The 17,518-nt window shown below is 52.1% G+C and carries 14 protein-coding genes and 3 pseudogenes; 9 read left to right on the forward strand and 8 right to left on the reverse strand.

From position 1 onward, the window contains the following. The first annotated feature begins 229 nt into the window (after positions 1-229). Both RGV06_RS25480 and RGV06_RS25485 read left to right on the forward strand, forming a co-directional pair. Positions 230-905, forward strand: a pseudogene (locus RGV06_RS25480) (heavy metal response regulator transcription factor). Further along, complete coding sequence (locus RGV06_RS25485) at positions 902-2,332, forward strand: heavy metal sensor histidine kinase (RefSeq protein WP_010655497.1); 1,431 nt, start codon at positions 902-904, stop codon at positions 2,330-2,332. The pseudogene RGV06_RS25480 and the gene RGV06_RS25485 overlap by 4 nt, the downstream one beginning before the upstream one ends. 142 nt (positions 2,333-2,474) lie before the next feature. On the opposite strand, the gene RGV06_RS25490 is transcribed toward RGV06_RS25485, so the two are convergent. Together RGV06_RS25490 and RGV06_RS25495 are read right to left on the reverse strand one after the other, a co-directional pair. After that, complete coding sequence (locus tag RGV06_RS25490) at positions 2,475-3,386, reverse strand: cation diffusion facilitator family transporter (RefSeq protein ID WP_010655496.1); 912 nt, start codon at positions 3,384-3,386, stop codon at positions 2,475-2,477. 66 nt (positions 3,387-3,452) lie between these two features. Then, positions 3,453-3,581: pseudogene (locus RGV06_RS25495) on the reverse strand (hypothetical protein); the annotation flags it as partial. 296 nt (positions 3,582-3,877) lie between these two features. Between RGV06_RS25495 and RGV06_RS25500 the strand changes: the two are divergent. From RGV06_RS25500 to RGV06_RS25515, 4 genes are all read left to right on the forward strand, one after another. Further along, complete coding sequence (locus RGV06_RS25500) at positions 3,878-4,219, forward strand: hypothetical protein (protein ID WP_029612175.1); 342 nt, start codon at positions 3,878-3,880, stop codon at positions 4,217-4,219. 99 nt (positions 4,220-4,318) lie between these two features. Continuing rightward, the gene (locus RGV06_RS25505) at positions 4,319-5,575 is read left to right on the forward strand and encodes a TolC family protein (protein ID WP_010655494.1); all 1,257 of its coding nucleotides are present in this window, start codon (positions 4,319-4,321) and stop codon (positions 5,573-5,575) included. Beyond that, on the forward strand, positions 5,572-7,056 hold the full coding sequence (locus RGV06_RS25510; protein WP_010655493.1) for an efflux RND transporter periplasmic adaptor subunit: 1,485 nt from the start codon (positions 5,572-5,574) through the stop codon (positions 7,054-7,056). The genes RGV06_RS25505 and RGV06_RS25510 overlap by 4 nt, the downstream gene beginning before the upstream one ends. Next, the gene (locus RGV06_RS25515; RefSeq protein ID WP_322152074.1) at positions 7,053-10,190 is read left to right on the forward strand and encodes an efflux RND transporter permease subunit; all 3,138 of its coding nucleotides are present in this window, start codon (positions 7,053-7,055) and stop codon (positions 10,188-10,190) included. The genes RGV06_RS25510 and RGV06_RS25515 overlap by 4 nt, the downstream gene beginning before the upstream one ends. 173 nt (positions 10,191-10,363) lie before the next feature. Here RGV06_RS25515 and RGV06_RS25520 read toward each other — a convergent pair. The 6 genes and pseudogenes from RGV06_RS25520 to RGV06_RS25545 form a co-directional block, all read right to left on the reverse strand. Further along, positions 10,364-11,326 (reverse strand): annotated as a pseudogene (locus RGV06_RS25520) (tyrosine-type recombinase/integrase). A 143-nt stretch (positions 11,327-11,469) separates the two neighbouring features. Continuing rightward, positions 11,470-11,724, reverse strand: coding sequence for a hypothetical protein (locus tag RGV06_RS25525; protein ID WP_322152075.1), 255 nt, complete (start codon positions 11,722-11,724; stop codon positions 11,470-11,472). 147 nt (positions 11,725-11,871) lie between these two features. Next, positions 11,872-12,372, reverse strand: coding sequence for a hypothetical protein (locus RGV06_RS25530; protein WP_322152077.1), 501 nt, complete (start codon positions 12,370-12,372; stop codon positions 11,872-11,874). 95 nt (positions 12,373-12,467) lie between these two features. Continuing rightward, positions 12,468-13,106 (reverse strand): hypothetical protein, encoded by a 639-nt coding sequence (locus RGV06_RS25535; RefSeq protein WP_322152079.1) that lies wholly within the window; start codon positions 13,104-13,106, stop codon positions 12,468-12,470. Then, on the reverse strand, positions 13,099-13,800 hold the full coding sequence (locus RGV06_RS25540; RefSeq protein WP_322152081.1) for a P-loop NTPase: 702 nt from the start codon (positions 13,798-13,800) through the stop codon (positions 13,099-13,101). Before RGV06_RS25540 ends, RGV06_RS25535 begins: the two co-directional genes overlap by 8 nt. After that, on the reverse strand, positions 13,790-14,230 hold the full coding sequence (locus tag RGV06_RS25545) for a hypothetical protein (protein WP_322152082.1): 441 nt from the start codon (positions 14,228-14,230) through the stop codon (positions 13,790-13,792). Before RGV06_RS25545 ends, RGV06_RS25540 begins: the two co-directional genes overlap by 11 nt. A gap of 242 nt (positions 14,231-14,472) precedes the next feature. On the opposite strand from RGV06_RS25545, the gene mobA reads away from it, so the two are divergent. The 3 genes from mobA (at position 14,473) to RGV06_RS25560 (ending at position 17,506) form a co-directional block, all read left to right on the forward strand. After that, complete coding sequence (gene mobA, locus RGV06_RS25550; protein WP_322152084.1) at positions 14,473-14,778, forward strand: plasmid mobilization protein MobA; 306 nt, start codon at positions 14,473-14,475, stop codon at positions 14,776-14,778. Next, on the forward strand, positions 14,775-16,985 hold the full coding sequence (traI, locus tag RGV06_RS25555) for a TraI/MobA(P) family conjugative relaxase (protein WP_322152086.1): 2,211 nt from the start codon (positions 14,775-14,777) through the stop codon (positions 16,983-16,985). The genes mobA and traI overlap by 4 nt, the downstream gene beginning before the upstream one ends. Before the next feature lie 62 nt (positions 16,986-17,047). After that, entirely contained in the window at positions 17,048-17,506 is a 459-nt protein-coding gene (locus tag RGV06_RS25560; RefSeq protein ID WP_322152088.1) for a DotD/TraH family lipoprotein, read from the forward strand. Positions 17,507-17,518 lie beyond the last annotated feature (12 nt).

Genomic DNA, 17,518 nt, shown 5'->3' on the forward strand with positions numbered 1-17,518 from the left:
CCGCGACAGATTGTCGCAACCCTAGCTTTGGCGCCTCAAAACCGCAGCTTTGGCTTGACCCTGAAGCAGCTACAGGCTTTAGAATGAGGGCTGTCATCTCGTAAGTTATTCAAACCATATGAGGATTGAAAATCCTATTAAAAGATAGCACCAATCAGAAAACCACACTAATACGGTTATTATTTTTCTGAGCCCCCTTTAACTCTAGTCATTAAGAAGGTGAAATGTCATGCGAATCCTTGTAGTTGAGGACGAGCTCAAAACTGCCGAATACTTACATCAGGGACTGACTGAAAGTGGCTACATTGTTGATCGTGCGATAACTGGCGCGGATGGACTACATCTGGCGCGCCAACATGTTTATGATTTGGTGATACTTGACGTTAATCTTCCCGAACTTGATGGCTGGGGTGTTCTTGAACGTCTACGACAAAGCAGTAATGCCCGGGTCATGATGTTGACGGCCCGAGGGCGCCTAGCGGACAAGATACGCGGACTAGATTTGGGTGCCGATGATTATCTGGTTAAACCGTTTGAATTTCCTGAGTTACTTGCACGGGTACGAACCCTGATGCGTCGCAGTGAGCACATACCTGTCCCGCAGGTACTAAAAGTAGCCGACCTGGAACTAGACCAAGGACGTCATCGTGCTTTTCGCGGTGAGCAGCGCATAGATCTGACAGACCAAGGAGTTTGCGCTGCTGCACTTGCTGATGCGCCAAACTGGAGAAGTGCTTTCTCGCACCCAAATCATTTCACTGGTCTGGGATATGAATTTTGATTGCGACACTAACGTTGTCGAGGTTTCAATCCGTAGGCTGAGGGCCAAAATAGATGACCCCTTCGATAACAAGTTGATCCACACCCTTCGCGGTGTTGGTTACGTATTAGAGGCGCGTGTATGAAGCCGGTCAGCCTGTCAATGCGACTAGGCTTGACAGTAAGTATTTTAGGGGCGTTGTTGGTAGTGTTTTTGGCTGTCTTGGCCTTTTTTGCGCTGACGCATGAGCTGGATAAGTTGGCAAAAAACAGCCTGATCAATAAGATGGAGCAGGTTGAACATAGCCTCTCGCTATACGATGACACGGCCGACGTAAATTCAAAACCGCATTCGTTACTGGATCAAGTCATGGGACATGACAATCTGAATCTGACCATCTATGACCTGAAAAACCTCAGGGCGCCCTTACTGAAATTTGGGCCTGGATTGTCGGATCCGCGGACTGAGTTGAAAGCTGCGACTGCTGCCGTTGACAAGGTTTCCTATTCCACCAATTCAGATGGTGAAGGTCGACACTTCCTTACCGCATCCAAGCTCATCCCATTAAAGAATGGTGTAAGTGTTCCCGTATTGCTGTCGATGGATTGTGCGAACGATGAAGCGCTGCTCAGCGCGTACCTTAGGTCGACGGTTATTGCACTACCGCTTTTACTGATACTCATCGGAGCAAGTGCTTGGGCCGTAGTACAACAAGGACTTTCTCCACTGAGAGAGTTCCGGAAGGTCGCCGCCATGATCTCGGCTCAAGATCTCAACCATCGACTTTCTGTTGTTAAAATGCCTCAGGAGCTTAGTGAGTTGGCTCATGGCATCAACTTCATGCTGCACCGGCTCGACAGCGGTATTCAGCAGCTGTCGCAATTTTCAGATGACTTAGCCCATGAATTACGATCCCCGATCACCAATTTGATGGGCAAGGCCCAGGTTACCCTTTCTCGGGAGCGTCCGGCAGAAGAATACAAAGCTGTGCTGGAGTCATGCACCGAGGAGTTGGGCCGTGTCACGCGAATTGTCTCGGATATGCTCTTCTTAGCTCAGGTCAGCCATCCCGCGGCACTTGTCCCGTTCGAAATAATCACCTTAGAAGATGAAGCATTTAAGGTGGTCGATCTGTTTTCACTGTCTGCGGAAGAGAAACGTATCACCCTGAATGTTACCGGAAATGGCAAGACCATTGGCGACAGGTTAATGATACAGCGAGCAATATCCAATCTATTGTCCAACGCAATACGCCATTGCCCTGCGGGACAATCTATTTCAATTGTTATTGAAAACTATGCCAAACAGGTATCGCTACTTGTAGGCAACCCTGGAGCAGGAATCGAACCTCAGCATCTGCTGCACTTGTTTGACCGCTTTTATCGAATTGATACAAGTCGCTCGCGTGCTGAGGGTGGCACTGGTCTTGGTTTAGCTATTGTTCGATCGATCATGAGCCTCCACCAGGGAACTGCGGATGTTCAAAGCATGCCTGGCAGCATGACCGTTTTCAGGCTGAGCTTCCCAAACCTCGACGGACAGACCACTTGGCAACAGGCTAGAAAGGTTTAAGGGTAAATTCCCGCAACAAACCTGTGCAACCCTCCCTGCACCACTGGATATGCGCCTGTGGTCAGGTTTTTTAATGTCCGCTGAGTTCTGAGTACATCGCAGCAGCCCCTACTCCGACATGAGATGTTTGCAAGATCCCGCTCTAGTGCTGCATGCCTTCGTTTTCTTCAAGCGTTGCATGAAACTGTAAGTTTTCCAATTGAAGAGTCGTATGGCTGATATGGAATACCTCGCTCATCAGCCGAGTCACCTCAGCCAATATATCTTGCTCAGTTCGGGAGCTACGCAGGATTACAAGGTGAGCACTCATGACATTCTTGCCGCTGGTCAGGGCCCAGATATGCAGGTCATGGATATCCTCAACGCCTTCAACCGCCCTGATGCACGCTTCCACTTCAGCGATATCGATGCCATCCGGAACCCCTTGCAACAGGATGTTCATGCTTTCTTTGAGCAAAACCCAGGTTCTGGGAAGCACCCACAGGCCGATAGCTGCGGCAACGATCGAGTCAACCCAAGTGAATCCGGTAAAACGAATGATCAATGCCGCCCCTATTACGCCCATGGAGCCCAACATGTCGCTCCATACTTCTAGGTACGCGCCTTTTACGTTAAGACTTTCGGCACTGGCAGACATTAGCAACCGCATTGAAACAAGGTTCACAACTAGTCCGATCACTGCGACGATCAGCATCCCTGTCGATTGGATTTCTGTCGGGGCTTTAAACCGCTGATAAGCTTCATACAAGATGTACACCGCCACCATAAACAACAAAATCGCGTTAAAAGCAGCTGCGAGGATCTCAAATCGTGCATAGCCGAATGTCCGTTTTTTATCCGCAGCGCGTTTGGCAATTTGAATAGCTATCAATGAAATAGCCAAGGCAGTGGAATCAGTTAGCATGTGAGCCGCATCGGATAACAACGCCAAGCTGCCTGTCACGAAAGCCCCAATGACCTCCGCGATCATGAAGCTTGTCGTTAACGCCAGAGCGATCCACAATTTTTTCTCGTGTCCTGCACGAGCTTGACCGTGACTATGACCAGCGCTCATATGACTCTCCATGCGGGTGAAAGGATGCGGCAACTACTCAAAAGATCGTCAACGGGTCAATCTTCCTCAAGAAGAGATTTCGGTTTTGGAGAGAGGCAACTGAAAAGCACTTATTTGGACGCGACCTGTGCTCCCCCAAGGCACCCACACTCTAGAAAATAGCAGTACTGCGAATACGCGTATTATTTGTACCCAAACTTCCCGGAATCAGATGTTAGTAGACCGATAGGTCTTTGTCGCGCCAATTTTTCATCTCGGCTTCTGCTTGATTTCTCAGTTGGCTAGCCATTTCATCCATGATTGAGTTCAGATCAACACTATGAATTCAAATATAGGCGGATCGATAGCTCGTCGTCCGCGTCTATTTTCTAAACGTAATGTTGGCTTAATTCCTTGTCGGCTTCATTACCTATATGTCGGAGCTTGGCGACAGGGTGTTAATGACATGAGTCGATTTGTAACGACCATTTGAAGCGACTACACTCCAGCGAATGAAACGCTACGTGCAGTTTTGCATCATCTTCGTGATTAGCTTGGCGCTTCCCCTCAGCGGGATGGCGGGAGTTCAGGCATCGATAGAACCGTGCCCCATGAAGACGATGGGCATGACGATAATGGACGACATGGGCATGGACTGCTGCAACGATATGAAAACCCTGTCCGAGCACGGAAAGCCATGTAAACCGGGACAGGAATGCAAGGCAGGCGGCATATTGCAAGTCTCGACTTTCAAGCCTTCAGTAGCCGTGTTTAGCCCCGTAGTACTTTCCTTCTTTAGTGATTCCTTGCCTGCACAAACCCCGTCCAGGGTGTGGCGACCGCCCCGCGTTTGATTCCTGTCCCATATTGAGCCTCATTCCGCATTGGCGGGATGCAAGAGCTGAGCGCATGTCTTTTGATGCGTGCAGTGGATGATCACAGGAATCCTAAACATGAACTCAAAGTGCTATTGCATAGGCTGGTCCCTCGTGGCCGGTCTGGCGGTAAGCGTTCTGGCATTGCCGAGCTTGGCGGGTGGATTGACGCTTGATGAAGCGTTGCGGCTGGCCGAAAACAATGCACCGTCGCTGACCGCACAAGACGCCAAAATTCAGGCTGCCAGCAGCGCAGCCATTCCAGCGGGGGAGTTGCCTGACCCCAAACTGCTGCTGGGTGTGCAGAACTATCCTGTTGGCGGCCCGGATCGCTGGAGCATCGACCAAGACTTCATGACAATGCAAATGGTTGGAGTCAGGCAAGAAATGCCCAACAGCGACAAGCGCAAGGCGCGCATTGAGGTCGCCGATGCGGCCGTTGAACGCGCCGCGGCGCAGCGGCGGGTCGAACGTCTGAACGTACGCCAATCCACGGCGTTGGCCTGGATCAGTAGCTACTCGGTTGAGCGCAAAGATGCACTGTTCCAGGACTTCTACAAAGAGAACCGCCTGCTGAGCAATACCGTCCTGGCTCAGATTGCCGGTGGCCGGGCTCAACCCGCCGATGCGGTAACACCCAAGCAAGAAGCGGCTCGACTAGCGGAGCAACAGGACGATCTGATTCAGCAGCGAAGGCAGGCCCGAGCTGCCCTCAAGCGTTGGATTGGCCCCGCTGCCAACGACGAGCTTGTGGGCCGCTTGCCTGAATGGTCCGTCGATACCTCCGGTTACTCCCATAACCTGCAGCACCATCCCGAGCTGGCAGCGTTTGCCCCGATGACCCGAGAAGCGCAAGCCAAGGTTCGTGAAGCCGTGTCGGAGAAACAGTCAGACTGGAGCTGGGAGCTGGATTACCAGCACCGTGGCCGAGCGTTTGGGGATATGGTCAGTGTGCAGCTTTCCTGGGATCTGCCGCTGTTTCCTGGCTCTCGCCAAAATCCCAAAATCGCAGCCAAGCAGGCTGAACTCAGCCAGCTTGAGGCCGAGCGTGAAGCCCTGTCACGCGAGCACACTCAGGAACTGGAAAACCAACTGGCTGACTATGAGCGTCTGAATCGTGCGGTGCACCGAAACCAGGACAGTCTGTTGCCTCTGGCCAAGGAAAAGGTCGAACTCAGCATGGCCAGTTATCGTGCCGGAAAAGGCGATTTAAATGCCGTTGTTGCGGCCCGGCGTGAGCTCATCGAAGCGCGTCTCAAACAGATTGAGGTGGAAGAGCAGCGGGCGCTGACCAGTGCGCGCCTGTACTTTGCCTATGGGGAGCCCAGCCAGTGATCCTTAAAAAGTGGAATGGGGCATTGTTGGTAGGCATCTCGCTGACATTGGGTGTTGCCGGTGGTTACTGGTTCGCTCAGCAGCGGATGAACGGAGTATCCAGTACTGCCCAGGAGAGGGGTGTCAGCCCGTCGGGTGAACGCAAGGCTCTGTATTGGTACGACCCCATGTACCCGCAGCAAAAGTTTGATAACCCCGGAAAGTCCCCCTTTATGGACATGCAGTTGGTGCCTCAATACGCCAGCAGCGAAGGGGATCGTGCGGTCGTCAGTATCGATCCAAGCCTGACCCAGAACCTCGGTTTGCGTTTTGCGACGGTCACCCGGGGAGTCTTTGATTCCAGCCTAGATGTGGCAGGTGTCTTGGCGTTCAACGAGCGTGATGTCGCGGTGATTCAGGCCCGTACCGCCGGCTTTGTGGAGCGGGTCTATGCCCTTGCTCCAGGGGATGTGCTCAAAGCCAATGCCGCCCTGGCGGATATTCTGGTGCCGGAATGGGCCGCGGCTCAGACAGAGTTTCTGGCCCTGAGGCGTAACGGGGATGCCGATCTGTTGGTTGCGGCCCGTCAGCGCCTGCGACTCACAGGGATGCCCGCAGCACTGATTACTCAGGTTGAACGTAGCGGTAAGGTTCAACCGTATCTGACCCTGACCAGTCCCATCGCCGGTGTGCTGCAAGAGCTGAACGTACGCGCGGGCATGACCGTGGCGACGGGCGAGACTCTGGCACGGGTCAATGGCTTGAGCAGTATATGGCTAGCCGTGGCTGTTCCAGAATCCGATGCCGGGGCCATCACTGTGGGGCAGGCGGTCGAAGCGCGTCTGCCAGCCTTCCCGGGGACAACGTTCAGAGGCAAGGTCAGCGCGATTTTGCCCGAGACCAATCCGGACAGCCGCACTCTTCGGGTGCGGGTGGAACTACCCAACCCGGACGAGCACCTCAGGCCCGGTTTGACGGCGCAGGTGCGCCTGAGTCATTCGACCGGGGAAAGTGTGTTGTGGGTGCCGAGTGAAGCAGTCATTCGCACTGGCCGACGCGCCCTGGTGATGCTCGCTGAAGACGCCGGTCGCTATCGCCCGGTGGAGGTGCAACTCGGGCAGGAAAGCGATGGCAAGACGGCGATTGTGAAAGGTCTGACAGAAGGACAGAAAGTGGTTACGTCTGGCCAGTTCCTGCTCGACTCGGAAGCCAGTCTTAAAGGCATTGTTGCCAGCGCTGAGGAAGATTCACCACTCGGCGCAACAGCCTCCAGTTTTCATGAGGCCGATGGGCAGATTGTTGAGATCAACGACAAAGACGTGACGCTCGCCCATGGTCCTTTCAAGACGCTGGGCATGCCCGGCATGACGATGACTTTTCCTCTCGCCAGTCCGGCGCTGATGCAGGGCCTCAAGGCGGGGGACAAGGTTCGGATCGCGGTGAGCCAAACTGACGATGGTTTGCGTGTCGAGCGCCTGGACAAATCGGGGAGCCAGCCATGATTGCTGCACTGATTCGTTGGTCGGTGGCCAACCGGTTTCTGGTGCTACTGGCTACGCTGTTCGTCACTGCTTGGGGCATCTGGTCGGTACAGAGCACACCGATCGATGCGTTGCCGGATCTCTCAGATGTGCAAGTGATCATCCGCACCCCTTATCCGGGACAAGCGCCGCAGATTGTCGAGAACCAGGTGACCTATCCGCTGGCCACCACCATGCTCTCAGTGCCGGGAGCCAAGACGGTACGTGGTTATTCCTTCTTCGGTGACAGCTTCGTTTACGTGCTGTTCGAAGACGGCACGGACTTGTACTGGGCCCGCTCGCGAGTGCTGGAGTACCTGAGTCAGATACAAAACCGATTGCCGGCCAGTGCAAAACCTGCGTTGGGGCCGGATGCAACGGGAGTGGGCTGGATCTATCAGTACGCACTGGTGGATCGCACGGGTGGGCACGACTTGGCACAGCTGCGCGCACTTCAGGACTGGTTCCTCAAGTTCGAACTCAAGACCCTGCCCAATGTTGCTGAAGTGGCTACGGTGGGAGGCATGGTCAAGCAGTACCAGGTGCAGCTTGACCCGCTCAAGTTGGCCAGTCTGGGCATCACACAGGCGGAGGTGACCGAGGCTATCGGCAAGGCCAACCAGGAGACGGGCGGCGCCGTGATGGAGATGGCCGAGACTGAGTACATGGTGCGAGCTTCCGGCTACCTGAAGACGCTCAATGACTTTCGGGCCATCCCGCTAAAACTGGGGGCGGCCGGAGTGCCGGTCACCCTTGGCGATGTCGCCACCATCCAATTGGGCCCGGAAATGCGACGTGGCATCACCGAACTCGACGGCGAAGGCGAGACCGTTGGTGGTGTGGTGATTTTGCGCAACGGCAAGAACGCCCGCGAGACCATTGCGGCGGTCAAGACCAAACTCGACGAACTGAAATCCAGTTTGCCGGCCGGCGTTGAAATCGTCACCACCTACGACCGCAGCAAGCTGATCGATCGCGCGGTGGAAAATCTCAGCCACAAGCTCATCGAAGAGTTCATCGTCGTCGCGCTGGTCTGCGGGATCTTCCTCTGGCACTTGCGCTCATCCCTAGTGGCGATCATTTCGCTGCCGGTGGGCGTGTTGATTGCCTTCATCGTCATGCGCTACCAAGGCATCAACGCCAACATCATGTCCTTGGGCGGGATTGCCATCGCCATCGGCGCTATGGTCGATGCCGCCGTGGTGATGATCGAGAACGCCCACAAGAAGATAGAGGCTTGGCACGCTGCCAACCCTGGGGAGGAACTGAACGGCGAGCGTCATTGGCACGTGATGACCGAAGCGGCTGCGGAGGTAGGCCCGGCACTGTTCTTCTGCTTGTTGATCATCACCCTGTCGTTCATTCCGGTATTTACCCTTGAGGCCCAGGAAGGGCGGCTGTTCGGCCCGTTGGCTTTCACCAAGACCTACGCCATGGCGGCAGCGGCGGGACTGTCAGTGACGTTGGTGCCAGTGCTGATGGGTTACTGGATTCGAGGTCGAATTCCCAATGAACAACAGAACCCGTTGAACCGGTGGTTGATTCGACTCTATCAGCCAGCCCTGGATGCGGTACTGCGTCGTCCCAAGATCACGCTAGTGGTGGCGCTCTTGGTATTTTGCAGTGCACTATGGCCAATGTCTCGCCTGGGGGGCGAGTTTCTTCCACCGCTGGACGAAGGCGATCTGCTCTACATGCCTTCTGCTCTTCCGGGGTTGTCGGCACACAAAGCCGCGCAGCTGCTGCAGCAGACCGACCGCCTGATCAAGACCGTGCCTGAAGTCGAACACGTTTTCGGTAAAGCAGGGCGTGCCGAAACCGCAACCGATCCTGCCCCTCTGGAGATGTTTGAAACCACCATTCAGTTCAAACCACGCGAGCAATGGCGCCAAGGTATGACACCTGAAAAACTGGTGGAAGAATTGGATCGAGTGGTGCGAGTTCCGGGGCTGACCAATATCTGGATACCGCCGATTCGCAACCGTATCGACATGCTGGCTACGGGGATCAAGAGCCCCATCGGTGTGAAGGTTGCCGGCACCAATCTGATGGAAATTGATACGGTCACTCAGACGGTCGAGCGCGTGGCCAAGGGGGTACCTGGTGTCAGCTCGGCTCTGGCGGAGCGACTGACCGGTGGCCGGTATATCGATGTGGATATAGACCGCAAGGCCGCCGCCCGCTACGGCCTGAATATCGCCGATGTGCAATCCATCGTGGCCGGTGCTATCGGTGGAGAGAACGTTGGGGAGACCATTGAGGGGTTGGCACGGTTTCCAATCAACGTGCGTTACCCACGGGAGTGGCGTGACTCGCTCGGTGCTTTGGAGCAATTACCTATCTACACCCCGTTAGGCAGCCAGATCACCCTGGGTACTGTGGCGAAGATTAAGGTCAGCGACGGCCCGCCGATGCTCAAGAGCGAGAATGCTCGGCCTTCGGGCTGGGTTTATATCGACGTGCGGGGCCGGGACATTGCCTCAGTCGTCGCCGATCTGCGCCGGGTCGTCAGTGAACAGGTCAAGTTGCAGCCAGGCATGAGCCTGAGCTACTCGGGGCAGTTCGAATTTCTCGAAAGGGCCAACGCAAGACTAAAACTAGTTGTGCCTGCCACGTTGTTGATCATTTTCGTGCTGCTCTACATGACTTTCGCCCGCTTCGATGAGGCCTTTTTGGTCATGGCCACTCTGCCGTTCGCCCTCACGGGCGGGGCATGGTTCCTCTATCTATTGGGGTACAACCTGTCGGTCGCAACCGGGGTCGGCTTTATCGCGCTGGCCGGAATTTCGGCCGAATTCGGCGTGATCATGCTGCTCTACCTCAAGAACGCTTGGGTCGAACGTGTAGACCTCGGCGACAACACGGAACGTGGGCTGGTGGCGGCGATCCGTGAAGGCGCTGTACAGCGCGTTCGCCCCAAGGCCATGACGGTGTCCGTCATCATTGCGGGCCTGCTGCCCATTCTGTTGGGCAGCGGAACCGGCAGTGAAGTGATGAGTCGCATCGCCGCGCCAATGGTCGGCGGGATGGTCACAGCTCCCTTGCTTTCCCTGTTTGTCATACCGGCAGCCTACAGCTTAATGCGCCGTCGGAACCTCTCGGGTTGTATCCACTAAGCCTTAAGGAAAAAGCCTTATTAAACAATACAATAGGCTTCTTTCAATTTCCCTGATGCGCCACGCCGCATCAGGTTTTTTTTGTCATTTGTCCATCGTACAAGGGCGCTATCAATCGGCTGGTTGCGAAGCTACGGCGATACAACAAACACGAAGCTGAACACCATAAACAGCTAATACTTCACTTTGTATGTCGGTGAATCCTCAGGCCTGTTCTCCCGCCGATCGTAGATTTTGGTTGTGCTGATGTTGGCATGGCCCAGCCAGGCCTGGACCTTGGCGATATCGGCTTCATGCTCCAGAGCGTTTGTGGCTGCGGTTGCTCTGAGTCCGTGGACCCCCAGGCCGGCAACTTGAATCCCGGCTTTTTTCGCGTAGGCCGTCACCACGGTGTAGATGCCATTGGCCGTGATGCCGGCGCCTGTCAATTTGCCGCGCAGCGGTATAAACAGCGATACCTTCCTGTCCGCTAAATGATGCCCTGAGCTTTCCAGGTACTGGTGTATGCGGCCGGCCGCCACCGGATGCAGCGGCAGGTACCGCACCTTGCCGCCTTTGCCGTGAACCTTCAAATGCTGAATCCCGCGGCGCTCCTGGATGTCGCTTACCTGCAGCAGCGCCGCTTCTTCGCGGCGCAGCCCGTGGTACAGCAACACAGCCAATATGGCCCGGTCGCGTAGTCCCTTGAGTGTGGTTTCATCCGGCGCGTCGAGCAGCGCTTTGGCCTGGTGATCACCCAGTGCCGGCGTCTTGCCTTCGTTGCTTTCGATCTTGGGTCGTTTCACCCCGTGCACGGGATTGCCCCCAGCGATCGCATTGCTTTCCAGGAGGTGATCAAAGAGGCTGGCCAGCGCTGCGAGTTTGCGTCGGATCGTGGCTCCAGCCAAACCGCGTTGCTCGAGCTGGGCGCGCCAGGCCAGGACATGCGACCGGGTGACCACACGAAACTCATCGGCCGAAGCCAGACCAACAAATCCGCAGAAGTCTTCCAGATCATTTTGGTAGGCGCGTCGTGTCCGAGGGTTGTCCAGGTTGGCAAACTACTCGATGGCCGCCGGTACCCTAGCCAACGTTTGAAATTCGACCGCCGTGAGTCTGCGCTGTTCGTTTGGGCCGACCTTCGTCAATTCCTGCATAACTGCCTCTCATTCGACTCAGACTGATCACCTGGCACCGTTATAGTCACTAAAGCAACGCCAGAAGCCGGCTTCGTACACGATTCTGATAAACGGTGAAAATTGGTGATAACCTATTTTATCACCATTAAAGAGGAGGATGGTCAATCAGATTTTGTAAGCGCCGTCCAGTTATAGTTGTCGGGTTTTTCTTGCCCGTACTCTGGAAATGCTTTTTCGAATTCCAGGTCGCCGAGTGCAATTCGAGCCATAGCAACCACAGCTATCGTACCTTTGAGTTCCCCGGTCGCTGCGTCATGTTTCAGACGGACTTCTGCAGGTGAACCAGTGAATGCCCACGCTTCGATATCGGCGACGTCGACAAACTTAGCTTCACAAATCTGATGATTGATGGCCATAGAGTCTCCAGGAATTCAGTCCAAACTTAGACGATTGGCTCGCGCTCGTATTGGATGAATATGGGCATGTATTATCGTAAACGACTGGTAATGTTAGGTAAGGCAGAACCCGCTTGTAATGGTTTCGAAGCGGGTTCATACGGTACGTCACAAACTCTGAATTTCAGCGTTCATGAAGCAGATGAGATCGCTCCCAAGCTGCCTTTCTAGATTTGCCATGGAAGTGTCGCTAGGAGCAACTTTGTAGAACGTAAATTCATTTACAGATGAGTGTTGTTGGACGATTAAGTGTGTTTTGACTAGACGCTTCAACTGACGTAAGCGTGCAACTTCATCAACCATTTGAGTCACAGCATCTACAAACCATTCGCAGGGTTCGTCTGGTTCATTACCTTCATCGTCAAGAAAGTCCAGAGTGAGTTCGTAACCATTAGCTTTTAGTTTTTCTACGATAAACTTTTGCTTTTCGATAGGCACGTCACTGAATGTGGCACCACCAGTCCCGGAATTGCTAACCTCCCCAATCTTTTTATTATCGCTATAGACCTTACATGACCATGCAAGTCCGCGTTTGTTTTCAGATTCGCTGTAACCTTTAAGTGTAATTTCAGCAGCTCTAAATGCTTTAATATTTTTGTAACTATCCATGATCACCTCCGAGGTTGGTGATCCATTATAGCAAGATTTTCGTATTGTTGGTATTATACGGAATTAAGGGGCTAAATAAAAAAGCCCCTCGTGGCCTAGATAATTGTGTGTATGCAATATATCGAAAGGACAACTAGCAATATTAGGCTGATGATGACTGACCTTTTAATTGGGTGTTGCCGGTTACTTGCCAGAGTAACGATTACGACCGCAGAGCTGATTAGCGGTAAGAGCCAACCTACAGGAGCTTTCAACAAGATTGATACGACAATACCTAAGGGATTATTTGCCTCATGAGTCAAAGCCCAGAATGGCATATTCCCGCTTCCAAGAATAAAACCAGAAGTTAGACATAGTGCACCAAATGCAATTAGCCCAACGCAAATCCAACCCCATGCTTGCCATCGTGCAGTATTTGCCATTTTAGTTGCAACATTCTGACTAGTTTGAGCAACAGCGATGGAGAGGGTACTAAGGGCTTTCTTGCTTTCGGCATCTACTATTTCAGCAATAAGATGCCTTTGTTTTTCGATGATTACATCAACCTGGCCCGCAATTTGCGCCGGGTATTTGCTGTAAAGCGTGTCATACGATTCGAGAGCCATAAGAATCGACCACATGACATCATTGTCACGTATGTTTAACGCATTTTTAACACGGTATAATCTTTCAACCTCCTTTTCCGATGGTTGACGACCTAGTAATGCCTTGAAGCTGCTTTCAATGTCATCCATTAATCACCTCACCAATCATCCGTGCTGCCTCACGGCGCCACCGTGCAAGTTCAGCTCTGTTGCCAATCGGGAGTTCGGTCATTGCTCGTGAAATCGACAATCTTTTACTGTACAGATCATCACTCACTCTATCTGCTAGATCAGGAAGCAACAGTGATTTTCCACCTTCACTCTCAATGGTCTCACGCGTTTTTGAATGATTGTAGAGTTCGAATTTTTGTTCATCACCGAAATATCCATTTCTGATTACATGAACTTTGGTTCCTGGTAGGGCGTCGCGATACTCTTTAAGTAGCTCTAGGCTGTCTCTTTGACGATTGATCACCCATAGCGTTTTCAGTTCTCGACCTAACTCTGCAAGAGTACTATTTAATGTCTCACCGTAAGCAACTACGCCTTTATTATTTCGTGCTGCCGTGTTGATAACTACAACATGGTCTTTGAATTCATCACAAGCATTGACCAAATCAATCCAACCGTTTGCGTCATCTAAGTCGATAAGTCGTGTCTCAATTTGGTCTTTATACATCTTCCAAACATCCGGATTTGATGTGTCTGATTCGATCACAAGAGCCTTCACCCCAGCTTGTTCGAGTGAGTCAACCAGTGCAATTGTAGTGAAACTCTTTCCTACACCGCCTTTGCCTCCGCCGACGACATAAATGTCACCTTGTTTAGCTTCTTTAGATTTCATCAGTATCATCCTTAGGTTTGAAACTGCTAGATGCAACCGGTGTTACTCCGGTTGGAATATTCTTTGTGTTCGCTGGTTTCGTGCTGACTGCCGAAGCGGGTTTTTCTGATGCTTTTTTTACTTCCCCTCGGCTTGCACCATTTGATTGGCCACGAGGTTTACTGTTCGTACGATAATTTGACTTCCCAAGTGACCCCTTCACCTTCGTGAGATAGCTTTTCAGCGTTGTAGGAGCGATGTCCAATCCACTATCCCCTAGGATTTCAGCAATTTTCTCGATGCTGTACCCCCGAGACTGCAAGTCTCGGATAGATGAAGCCATCATCCTAACTGCCTCCATCTTTGAAACCTTTCTATCTGGATCTTCTACCTGAGGCATCACCTCAAGCTTCTCCCGGAGTGACTCTATCTGCGAAACGCTGATTGCCATTCGCCTTTCCTCAGAATGTGCATTTGAGTCGATTGTATGGGCATCTCTTGCGTAGTCAAGTTCCGTACGATAGCCTGCATACGAAATGCGGTCTAGAATTTGGGACAAGGTAGGGTTTGTGCTACCGCCATAAATGGCGTGCTCACAACCGGCAGCGCTGCAGTCGTTTCACTCCCTTGCGCTGCCTACCTCCTTGCTCAGGGCTTCGCCCCGAGACCCCTTGAACGTGCAAAGGCTTATCTATGAGTGATAGCGAAAACCGGCGACGAACAAAATTCCTACCATCTGTAAGGTGTTTTGAGGAAGAGGAGGAGGCGGTTAGGCAAAAAGCTTATGACTGCGGAATGAGTGTGGGAGCTTTCATGCTTTCCGCTGCCTTAAATCGCCCTACTCGTAGCAGAGTTGAGGGCCATATTCTTAACGAGTTGCGCAAACTTGGGGGGCTTCAAAAATACCTTTTCAACGAAGGTGGCGGCAAGCTTTCGAAGGAATACGCCCAGGTACTTGTGGAATTGAAAGCAGCGATTTCAAGGATCGGTTCTTCATGATTGCCAAAGTCCCGCCGCGTAGAACTGATGGTAAGTCGAGTTTCGCCAAACTTGTTGAATACGCCACCAAACGTGAAGACGACAAAAAGGTACTTACTGATGAGCTCGATCCAAGCTACAACCGAAGAGACTACGCAATTCTTGAGACTGCTAGAGCGCATCTCGAAAGAGCAGCTGACCATCTGCGAGCGTCTGGACGAATTAGTTCTCTTGATGCAGATGCCATCCGAAAACGTCTTGGAGGTGCTCGAAGGGCTCTTGATCCCGATGGGCGTCGATATGTCGAGGATACACATGGATTTCCAAACGACACTGACCAGCTTAGTAGTGGAAACACCGAAGGGGTAGATATCGATGAACATGAAAGAAGTCTTACCAGTGCTCGAAAATATCTTGCAACAGCAGCAAGACATCTCAGACAAGCTACACGAGTTAACCCTAACTTTGAGACACGAGCCAGAGCCCGTAGAGCCGCAGTTACGTTTCATGCTTCAGCCGCTCAACGAGGGGTTGCAGCAGATGAGCGAGACGCTGTTGCCGACCTCGAATTAGGGTCATTACTAGGTGATTCAGTTAACGTAAAATCAAAGTCAGGAGTTTCTTGCCAGCATAATTGTTTGAGCTTAGAAACTGCCGCTTCTGAAATGCGTTCCGTTGCAGATCAAAATGTTCGTGTTAAAGATCCAGTTTATCATGTGATTCTAAGCTGGCCTCCTGATGAGTCGCCCACTGACGGACAAGCTTTTGCATCTGGGTTACATGCTATGGAAGCGGTCGGGATGAGGGATCACCAATACGTGTTTGCAATCCATCATGACACTGATTGCGTACATCTACATATGACTGTGAATCGTGTCCATCCTGAATCGTTTAATTCTGTATATCCTGATCGGGATTACTTCAAATTAGACTACGCAATGCGTGAACTAGAAATGCGTTTTGGGTGGCGACATGTTAATGGCCCGAGTAAAGTAGTAGAAGTCGAAGGGGTCCGTTCTGTTGTCTGGAGCACTTCGAAACCTAAGATGCAAGGCAAGATCCCGACTAAAGCGGCTGACATGGAAAGACATGCGGATCAGGAGAGTCTCTTTACTTATGCGCGTGGAGCGCCTCGAAAAGAAATTATAAAGCTTCTGGCTGTTAAAGATCTATCATGGCAAATGCTTCACACTAATTTAGCGAAGTACGGTCTAGGTATCCGTCCGAAAGGTCGTGGGCTTTCGGTATTTGACTTCAATGATGTTTCCGCTACTGGGATTAAAGCCAGTGACATGCATGAGCAGTTATCACTAGCCAGATTGGTCAAACGCCTCGGCGGATTTGAAGATCGCGCACTTCCTAATAAAATACTTGGAGTTCATAAATACGATAAGTATGCCGCACCGAAGCGAGATCCTCTTGAGCGTCAAAAGCGTCGAGATGAGCGTGCACAGCTTCGTAAAGCAACACGGGCAGGATTCGATGCCTATCGTGCTGCCTTTGTATATCGCCGAGTTGATAAAGAGTGGATTAAGCAACAATTTAAGGTTATTCGTGACCAGGCCCGCCTACAGCGAGCTGACATTAAATCTCGTATTAGTCATCCATCAGATCGTAAAGCATTTTACAGTATTCTCGCTTTTGAAACATTAAGGTCACGTGAAGAACTTAAAACTAAAATTCAAGTTTTGCGCCGTGAATTAAAGGAAGATCCAACTAATCATAAACTTTCGTTTCGCGAGTGGGTAGAGCGTGAAGCAGCAATCGGCGACCCTGGTGCGATTAGTCAATTGCGTGGTTTTTCTTATGGCGATAGACGCAAACGCAATACTGAAGGCAATGCAATACTTTTTGCTGGGGATATAGATCCTAAGTTCAATTCTAATGGGTTCTCAGTAGGTACAGTCCGCCGTGATGGAGCAGTGGTATTTCGGCGAACTGATGGTGACCCAGGATATGTGGATCACGGGGAAAAGATTTCGTTTCCTGGCGGGCTCCTTGATGACGAGTTACTAGCTCACGCACTCGACGAAACTCGTTCTCGATGGGAACGTCCTTTGGATTTAAAGGGAACGCCTGAGTTTATCGATGCGGCACTAAACGCTCTGATTGAGCGTGGCTACACCGGCACCCTTGCTGATCCATCGCATATGGCGCGCCTCAAGTCTCTTACTGAGCAGCAGGCGTCCACGAAGCTTCGGCCTGTTAAACGCGGTCCACGTGGATAACAGTCGTTGTTATGCTCATTTCCGTATTGTAGTATGCATACGAAATCAACGGAGAAATTCCTATGGACCTGAACCGATACCCTTTTGTCGCGTTGCTAGCTGCAATCGCTCTCACAGGTTGTGCATCTAAACAGCCTGATGTCAGCGCCCAGGCATTGATCGATCAGCAGATTCTCGAAGCCTCTCAGAAAATTGAAGCTGCGCAGGTCGATTTGTACCAGGCCGGCGCGCTTAATAGCCGCGTTGTTATGCGTTACCCCAACACTAATCTGGACGACAAACAGTTCGTTACGATCGATTGGCAAGGTGATGCTGTACAACTCCTCACAAAACTCGCACAGGACCGTGGCGAGCGATTTGAATACATGGGCTTACGACTGCCACTGCCGGTGAATATCAAGGTAAACGGTGTGCAGTATCAAGCAGTGCTGTCCATGCTGCGTGCACAGATCGGCTACCGCGCTGCCATTACTGAGACCCCAGGCAAACTGGTTCTTCAGTACAACCGGCCCCAGGGCTGATCAGGGGGATTC

Origin of the sequence: Pseudomonas sp. CCI3.1 (genome assembly GCF_034313985.1) — a bacterium.
Classification (GTDB): Bacteria; Pseudomonadota; Gammaproteobacteria; order Pseudomonadales; family Pseudomonadaceae; genus Aquipseudomonas; species Aquipseudomonas psychrophila.

What these genes read in the sequence shown, in the direction of transcription:
- RGV06_RS25485 (WP_010655497.1), top strand. Translation starts at nt 902, where the DNA reads ATGAAGCCGGTCAGCCTGTCAATGCGACTAGGCTTGACAGTAAGTATT.
- RGV06_RS25490 (WP_010655496.1), bottom strand. Translation starts at nt 3,386, where the DNA reads ATGAGCGCTGGTCATAGTCACGGTCAAGCTCGTGCAGGACACGAGAAA.
- RGV06_RS25500 (WP_029612175.1), top strand. Translation starts at nt 3,878, where the DNA reads ATGAAACGCTACGTGCAGTTTTGCATCATCTTCGTGATTAGCTTGGCG.
- RGV06_RS25505 (WP_010655494.1), top strand. Translation starts at nt 4,319, where the DNA reads ATGAACTCAAAGTGCTATTGCATAGGCTGGTCCCTCGTGGCCGGTCTG.
- RGV06_RS25515 (WP_322152074.1), top strand. Translation starts at nt 7,053, where the DNA reads ATGATTGCTGCACTGATTCGTTGGTCGGTGGCCAACCGGTTTCTGGTG.
- RGV06_RS25525 (WP_322152075.1), bottom strand. Translation starts at nt 11,724, where the DNA reads ATGGCCATCAATCATCAGATTTGTGAAGCTAAGTTTGTCGACGTCGCC.
- RGV06_RS25530 (WP_322152077.1), bottom strand. Translation starts at nt 12,372, where the DNA reads ATGGATAGTTACAAAAATATTAAAGCATTTAGAGCTGCTGAAATTACA.
- RGV06_RS25535 (WP_322152079.1), bottom strand. Translation starts at nt 13,106, where the DNA reads ATGGATGACATTGAAAGCAGCTTCAAGGCATTACTAGGTCGTCAACCA.
- RGV06_RS25540 (WP_322152081.1), bottom strand. Translation starts at nt 13,800, where the DNA reads ATGAAATCTAAAGAAGCTAAACAAGGTGACATTTATGTCGTCGGCGGA.
- RGV06_RS25545 (WP_322152082.1), bottom strand. Translation starts at nt 14,230, where the DNA reads ATGGCAATCAGCGTTTCGCAGATAGAGTCACTCCGGGAGAAGCTTGAG.
- mobA (WP_322152084.1), top strand. Translation starts at nt 14,473, where the DNA reads ATGAGTGATAGCGAAAACCGGCGACGAACAAAATTCCTACCATCTGTA.
- traI (WP_322152086.1), top strand. Translation starts at nt 14,775, where the DNA reads ATGATTGCCAAAGTCCCGCCGCGTAGAACTGATGGTAAGTCGAGTTTC.
- RGV06_RS25560 (WP_322152088.1), top strand. Translation starts at nt 17,048, where the DNA reads ATGGACCTGAACCGATACCCTTTTGTCGCGTTGCTAGCTGCAATCGCT.